The sequence below is a fragment of the Cytobacillus stercorigallinarum genome (assembly GCF_014836495.1).
Lineage (GTDB): Bacteria > Bacillota > Bacilli > Bacillales > Cytobacillaceae > Cytobacillus > Cytobacillus stercorigallinarum.
On the sequence record NZ_JACSQT010000021.1, the window covers coordinates 25,709 to 32,700 of the forward strand.

At 36.0% G+C, this 6,992-nt stretch carries 6 protein-coding genes; 2 read left to right on the forward strand and 4 right to left on the reverse strand.

The window, feature by feature from the left end:
- Window positions 1-89: 89 nt before the first annotated feature.
- The gene (locus tag H9655_RS21540; RefSeq protein ID WP_191817281.1) at window positions 90-1,337 is read left to right on the forward strand and encodes an MFS transporter; all 1,248 of its coding nucleotides are present in this window, start codon (window positions 90-92) and stop codon (window positions 1,335-1,337) included.
- Window positions 1,338-1,525: 188 nt separating this feature from the next.
- Here the strand turns inward: H9655_RS21540 and H9655_RS22955 are convergent, their stop codons facing one another.
- Both H9655_RS22955 and H9655_RS21545 read right to left on the reverse strand, forming a co-directional pair.
- Window positions 1,526-1,609: a putative holin-like toxin gene (locus H9655_RS22955; protein WP_224938507.1), complete on the reverse strand. Its 84-nt coding sequence runs from the start codon at window positions 1,607-1,609 to the stop codon at window positions 1,526-1,528.
- Between the two features lie 127 nt (window positions 1,610-1,736).
- Window positions 1,737-3,572, reverse strand: coding sequence for a PTS fructose transporter subunit IIABC (locus H9655_RS21545; protein ID WP_191817282.1), 1,836 nt, complete (start codon window positions 3,570-3,572; stop codon window positions 1,737-1,739).
- A 501-nt stretch (window positions 3,573-4,073) separates the two neighbouring features.
- Here H9655_RS21545 and H9655_RS21550 point away from each other — a divergent pair.
- The gene (locus tag H9655_RS21550; RefSeq protein ID WP_191817283.1) at window positions 4,074-4,292 is read left to right on the forward strand and encodes a hypothetical protein; all 219 of its coding nucleotides are present in this window, start codon (window positions 4,074-4,076) and stop codon (window positions 4,290-4,292) included.
- 4 nt (window positions 4,293-4,296) lie between these two features.
- Here the strand turns inward: H9655_RS21550 and H9655_RS21555 are convergent, their stop codons facing one another.
- Complete coding sequence (locus H9655_RS21555) at window positions 4,297-4,689, reverse strand: acyl-CoA thioesterase (protein WP_191817284.1); 393 nt, start codon at window positions 4,687-4,689, stop codon at window positions 4,297-4,299.
- Between the two features lie 158 nt (window positions 4,690-4,847).
- Window positions 4,848-6,833: an acetoacetate--CoA ligase gene (locus H9655_RS21560; protein ID WP_191817285.1), complete on the reverse strand. Its 1,986-nt coding sequence runs from the start codon at window positions 6,831-6,833 to the stop codon at window positions 4,848-4,850.
- Window positions 6,834-6,992 lie beyond the last annotated feature (159 nt).

A 6,992-nucleotide genomic window follows, 5' to 3' on the forward strand; every position in this document is an offset into this window, starting at 1 on the left:
AACAAAAATTGTAGCCATATTTTCTTTCCATTTCGTTCATATTAATAAATAGTGTTTGAAGGTAAAAACAATTTGAAAGTGAGTTAATCATGGACCATATTGAACAAGCCATACCAAAAAAGACCCATAAGAATAAAAAACAAAATAAAAAGAATAATCAAAAGTGGGCTATTCTATCCATTTCTTCCATCCCGCTCGTCATGACCCTTGGAAATTCTATGCTTATACCTGTCTTACCTGTTATGGAAAAAAAGCTTGCGATTAGTTCTTTTCAAGTAAGTATGATTATCACCATTTATTCCATTGTCGCGATCTTTCTCATCCCGATTGCCGGGTATCTTTCTGATCATATTGGAAGAAAAAAAGTCATTATTCCGAGTCTGTTGATTGCAGGAATTGGTGGAATCGTTTCTGGTTGGGCTGCATGGAAGTTGGAAAATCCCTATACGGTCATTTTGATTGGAAGAGCCCTTCAAGGAGTAGGAGCAGCCGGTGCTCAACCAATAGTTATGCCATTAGTTGGTGATATGTTTAAAAATGAAGATGATGTAAGCAGTTCGTTAGGTTTAATAGAGACCTCTAATACTTTTGGGAAAGTATTAAGTCCCATTTTAGGGGCATTGCTTGCTGGAGTTATTTGGTTTTTACCGTTCTTTTCTATCCCTGTCTTTTGTTTATGCTCCATTATTTTAATGCTCTTTCTTGTAAAAACTCCCAATAAGCGGGAAGAGCCTATTCCTTTTAAGCAGTTTTTTCAGCGTATAAAGGATATCTTTACGAAAAAAGGAAAATGGTTATATGCCATTTTTATTATTGGCGCTATCCTTATGCTTGTTCTATTCGGGATATTATTTTATTTATCGGATTTGTTAGAGAAAAGTTATCATATAAAAAATGTAAAAAAAGGACTGTTACTTGCCTTACCTTTATGTTCACTCTGTGCATCCTCCTATATTACAGGAAAATTAATTAAACAAAACAAAGTATTGATGAAGTGGATGATATTTATTAGTTGTTTAGGAGCGACGATAACTGTAGCTTTATTAAGCTTAAATGACCAACTCTGGTTCATGATTTTGATGTTTCTTTTATGTGGGATTGGTATCGGAGTCGCTTTGCCATGTTTGGATGCAATGATTACTGAAGGCATTGAAAAAGAGGAAAGGGGGACGATTTCTTCTATTTATAGCTCTATGCGTTTTATTGGTGTCGCAGCAGGACCACCTATTACGGCATTATTGTTAAAGCATACAGAAAATTGGATGTTCTATATCTTTAGTCTCATTTTACTTATCGCTGCATTAGCAACCATCTTTGCAATTAAACCAAAATCCTAAGTAACATAGAAGATAAACCCGTGACAACTGAACACTCATATGATATGATTTTATTATATATTCCGTATAAAAATGACCACAAGTGTTGCAGCACCTGTGGTCATCTGCAATAGGTTCGTCCTAAAAGGGGACGGCCAAATAAGTTTGACGTAGACCTCACCCTTAAAGTTTAAAGGCTCAAGGGAGGTCTATTTTTTATGATTAAAGGCTAAAACTGCCATAATCAGTGTCGTAAATGAAATCATCAACATTAGCGATTCAAATACTGTCAAAAGGCCTCACCCCCTTTCTGCGGGGTTAGCCGACCACCCTTGTGAACACTATCGCTCTTCCATTATAACATATTTCCAAAAAAATATAAGAACACATGTTCTATTTATAAAAATTGAGCCTATCAACCTATTCTACTTTAGGTCTCCTTTTGATGGTTCCTAGCAGTAAAGCAGCAAAAAGACTGCCTACAGCAATTGCTAACAAAAAAGAAAGAGAAGAACCGAACACAAAAGGTGTGACTAATACACCTCCATGAGGAATGGCAATGCCTGTATGTGTTGCCATCGACAACGCTCCCGCAGTAGCAGAACCGAGGAGAATTGGAGGTATATAAGCCTTCTTATTCCGCTCGACAAAAGGAATCGCTCCTTCAGTCATAAACAAAAAGCCTTTTACATAATTCGTCCGATAATATAAACGCTCATTTTTAGAGAACTTCCAATAAAAAATACTCGTCGCAAAGGCAATGGCAAGTGGGGGAACCATCCCACCAACCATAATAGCAGCTAATGGTTCATAAACACCATTTAACATAAATCCAATTCCTACCAAATAAGTCATTTTATTTATAGGGCCACCTAGATCAATAGCCATTAATAGCCCAAACACCGCACCAACCAAAATAGATACTGGCGTAGTCATCGTTTGGAATAACGTTGTAATGGATTGCGTTAACCAAGTTAATGGCTGCAATAATACAAACATCGCCAATAAGGTCAGCAAAATGCCAATGACAGGATAGATGATAATATTCGACATCGCTGTAATTGAAGATGGTAAATAATTCGCCCATTTCTTTAAACGATTAATAACGAAACCACCGATTATACCTGCACTTATCCCTCCAATCAAGCCAGAACCATTCATTGCAGCGAATAAACCACCTATTGCTCCAGGCGCAAATCCTGGCCGGTCACTAATGCTCTTACCAATATATCCAGAAAATATAGGCATTAATAGAACAATGATTGTTTGATCACCGAAAATAGAGAGAATCTCCCAAAATTGATGCCGAAAATCTGAACTAAAAATCGTTAACGACAATAAAAAACCGGCTGCAATAGCAAGGGGGAGCATATTAGATAACCCATTCATCACATGTTGATAAAGCTCTCTTGACCAAGTTTTACTATTTTTACTCACATGATTATGGTCATATATATCACAATCTTGCGAAACAGCTTTTTCTAATAACTGAAAAGGTTTACTCATCCCTTCAGCAACAGAGGCTTGCACCATATGTTTACCACTAAATCGTTCCAAATCTACTTTTGTGTCGGCTGCAATAATAACGGCAGTTGCTTTTTCTATTTCATCTTTAGTAATTTGTTGCTTAACCCCAGCAGCTCCATTTGTCTCTACCTTTAGAGGAATATGCAAAGTGTTGGCAGCTGACTCAAGGGCATGCGCTGCCATATAAGTATGGGCAATTCCTGTTGGGCAACCTGTAACTGCTAAAATAAATGGCGTCTCTTCATTCGTTTCATAAGTTTCATTTCTCGTATCATCTTTATCTAATTCACTAATAATCGAGAGTAAATCACTCTTTGACTCGGCCGTCATTAGTTTAAAATGTGTTTCTTTGTTCATTAGGATTGTTGATAATTTAGCTAATATATTCAAATGAAGTTCATCGGCATTTTCCGGAACAGCAATAAGGAAGATAAGATGAGCTTTTTTTCCATCTAAAGAGTTAAACTCTATCCCATCATGACTCCTTGCTAAAGCAATGCCAACATTTGTGACTGCCCTAGATTTTGCATGTGGGATCGCAACGCCATTACCGATACCTGTCGTACTTTGCGCTTCTCTTTTAAGCACATCAGCTAGGAAAAGGCCTTTTTCCTTTATACCACCATCATTGTATAGCTGATCGACTAGCGCAGTAATCGCTTCTACTTTTGTCACTTCTTCAAGTGAGAGAAGAATTGTTTCTTCACTTAATAAATCAGTAATATTCAATACCTCTCTCCTTTCCACTATCTAAACGGCTTTTTATCTTTCAATCATACAAAAAATAATAATAAAATCAATCATTTTTTCTAGTAAATGATAATTGCTGAAATTGTTCATGTATGCTAGAATCAAAATAACAATATATAGTTAAAATCAACTTCACTAATCACTATATATTGTATTTTGTAAGATTATCCTCATCCATAGTCTCATTTTCCGTTTCTTTATAAGAAACGGCTTTTTTCTTTTTATCTTCTTCTTATTGATTACATAATGACCTAACGATTGGAAATAAATGATACTTCCAGTATATCTAAAGTTCCTGTATAACTATAGATGTTTACGTATGCATTTCTTACTGTTTTTATGACTATTCTGTGACCTTTATCATCAAATAAAGAAATCATTATTTTTAAAATAGTTAAATAAAATAACTAAATATAGCAGGTTACATGTTACAATATGAATATGCGATATATTACATAAAAATATAGAGGAGCTTCAATTATGGTAAAGCCATCTAGTGAAACAATCATCTTTTATATTGCAGGAAGTATTTTCACTGTATTATCAATTTGTGGAATTACTTTTTTATTAACGGAATGCTATCAATCCCAAACCCTCAATGGTGCAGAATTATGGATTATCATACTCGTTAGTTTTGCAGTAACCGCTTTATGTGATTTAGAGTTAGAGCTTGAAAAACAAAGTGACACGTATGAATAACTGTCTAATAGGCAGAGGCAATCGTTTTGATCACTGGAATGGCTTTTCTTGTTTGCAAATGAAACATTACAAAAACCTTTTCACTTGTCGCTATGATTTTTTGATTTCTAGATGTCATTTGTTGAAATATGACAAAACTCGTATGACCAACTCTCGTTAAAGTTGTCGTAATCTCTAACCGTTCTCCCACTAATGCCTCTGTTATATATTCACTCTCTACTTTCTTTATCACGCAACCAATATGTCTTGATTGTAAATATTGAACAGAGAGACCAAGTGCTAAAAACCACTCATCAATACCACACTCGAAGTAATCAAAATATTTCAAATAATTCATATGACCAAGTTCATCTATATCACTCTCACGAACAACAATACTTGTTTTAATTTCCTTCAATTTAAGCGAGTCCTCCTTTAAAGGTAATGAAATGACCTAGGTGACATCATATTTAATCACTCTGTTTTTGTAAGCTATTTCTTCGCTATTCACCTCGAAATAGTATTGGTAAATTGGCAAAAGAAATGTAACCGCCATTCCTTTCACCAATAGAAACCTTAATGATTTAATGCCTTTCTTTTATTAGCAAATTCAATATACGTATTTAATATTTCTGGATTAGCCATGGAGCCAACATTAATAACTTTCTCTGGTTGATGACCTAATAAAATCCTTTTAATTGGTACTTCCATCTTCTTACCAGTCAATGTTCTCGGTACTTGCTGAACAGCAATAATTTCATTCGGAACAAAGCGTGGTGAAACTTGTTCCCGAATCACATTTTTAATATGTGAAATCAGTACATCATCCAGTAATTGTTCTCTCTTTAACACTACAAATAAAGCCATATATGAATCTTTCCCTAGACTTTCTAAATCAACTACTAAGCTATCGCTCACAATCTCGATATTTTCGACTGCTCGATAAATTTCACTAGTACCTAAGCGAACGCCTTGTTTATTAATGGTTGAGTCTGACCTGCCAAAGATAATGGATCTCCCTTTTTCATCAAACTGAATCCAGTCTCCATGCCGCCAAATTCCCGGAAAAGTACTAAAATAACTTTCTTTATAGCGTTTATCACCGGCATCATTCCAAAAATAAATAGGCATCGATGGCATTGGATTAAGAATCACTAATTCCCCTACCTCATTAAGTACTGGCTTTCCATCATCATTAAAAGCTTGGGCGTTTACTCCTAAAGCCTTTGTTTGAATTTCGCCGGCACGAACAGGCAAAACTGGCGACCCTCCAATAAAAGCTGTGCATACATCTGTACCTCCACTTACAGAGGCTAACCATACATCCTGTTTAACCTCGTTATATACCCATTTAAAACCATCTATACTGAGGGGAGAACCTGTGGAACAAATAGCTTTTAAATGGGGGAATGCATACTTTTCGCTCGGCTTCATTCCTAATTTTAAACTTGCCTGTATAAAAGCAGCACTCGTGCCAAAGAAACTTACTTTCGTTTTTTCGGCTAATTCCCATAAAACATCGGGTTTCGGGTACATTGGGCTACCATCATATAAAACAATCTTTCCACCTGTTAAAAGGCCACCGACAAGTAAATTCCACATCATCCAACCCGTTGTCGTAAACCAAAAAAATACATCTTCGTCTGTAACTCCTTCTTCAATCACTAATACTTTTAAATGTTCAACTACGATCCCTCCTTGACTTTGTACTATCGGTTTAGGAAGTCCTGTCGTTCCAGATGAAAATAAAATCCATAATGGATGATTAAAAGGCACTGGCTCGAAAACAAGTTCGCTTTTTCTTTTCATTACTTCCTGCCAGTCGATGGTTTGCTGCTGATTTAACCGTTTATGGTCACTATCTATGCTCTTAAACAGCACGGTTCGTTTCAAAGTTGGTAGCGCCTTTTGTAAGTGAGCCACTTGTTCCACTCGGTCTGATGTTTTGCCATTATATACATAACCGTCCACTGCAATGAGTACAGTCGGTTCAATCTGTTTGAACCTTTCCACAACACTTTCCATTCCGAAATCAGGTGAACAACAAGACCATACCGCTCCAATACTCGCACATGCTAAAAAGGCAATAATAGTCTCAGGAATATTAGGCATATAGCAAACGATGCGATCTCCTTTTTTTACACCTGTCTCTTTTAAATAATCTGCCAGTGAAGCCGTTTTTTCTCTCAACTCTTTCCAGGATATTTCCTTTATATCTACGATTTCTGATTGGAAAATAAGCGCTGTTTCATCCCCTTTATCATTTCTGAACACATGCTCGGCATAATTCAATGAGGAACCTTCAAACCATCTCGCCCCCGGCATTTTACGAGATTGTAAGACATGTGAGTATGGCGTATATGAAATGATTTGACAATATTCCCATACATACCCCCAGAATAATTCTAATTCATCAACTGACCATTTCCATAAATGGTGGACATCATTTATTTCGAGTTTCTTTTCGTTTCGGATCCATTGAAGAAATTTTGTTACCCCTGCTTTTTCTATCTCTTTTTCGCTTGGTTGCCATAAAAGTTGACCTTTTGAAACCGTTTCCATTTTCTTAGCCCCCATCCTTCTTTTTATTAAACGGACGACAGTAAATCTATAAAGAAATTAATATCTATTTTATATATATTACCACTAGTGTTGCATAAATATTGTCGCAATTTTCAGTCTGATTATCCTCCCTGTTTAGAGCCAAAAAGGTAAATACCT

Excerpts from the sequence above, each read along its gene's own strand:
- H9655_RS21540 (WP_191817281.1), top strand. The coding sequence starts at position 90 with ATGGACCATATTGAACAAGCCATACCAAAAAAGACCCATAAGAATAAA.
- H9655_RS21550 (WP_191817283.1), top strand. The coding sequence starts at position 4,074 with ATGGTAAAGCCATCTAGTGAAACAATCATCTTTTATATTGCAGGAAGT.
- H9655_RS21560 (WP_191817285.1), bottom strand. The coding sequence starts at position 6,833 with ATGGAAACGGTTTCAAAAGGTCAACTTTTATGGCAACCAAGCGAAAAA.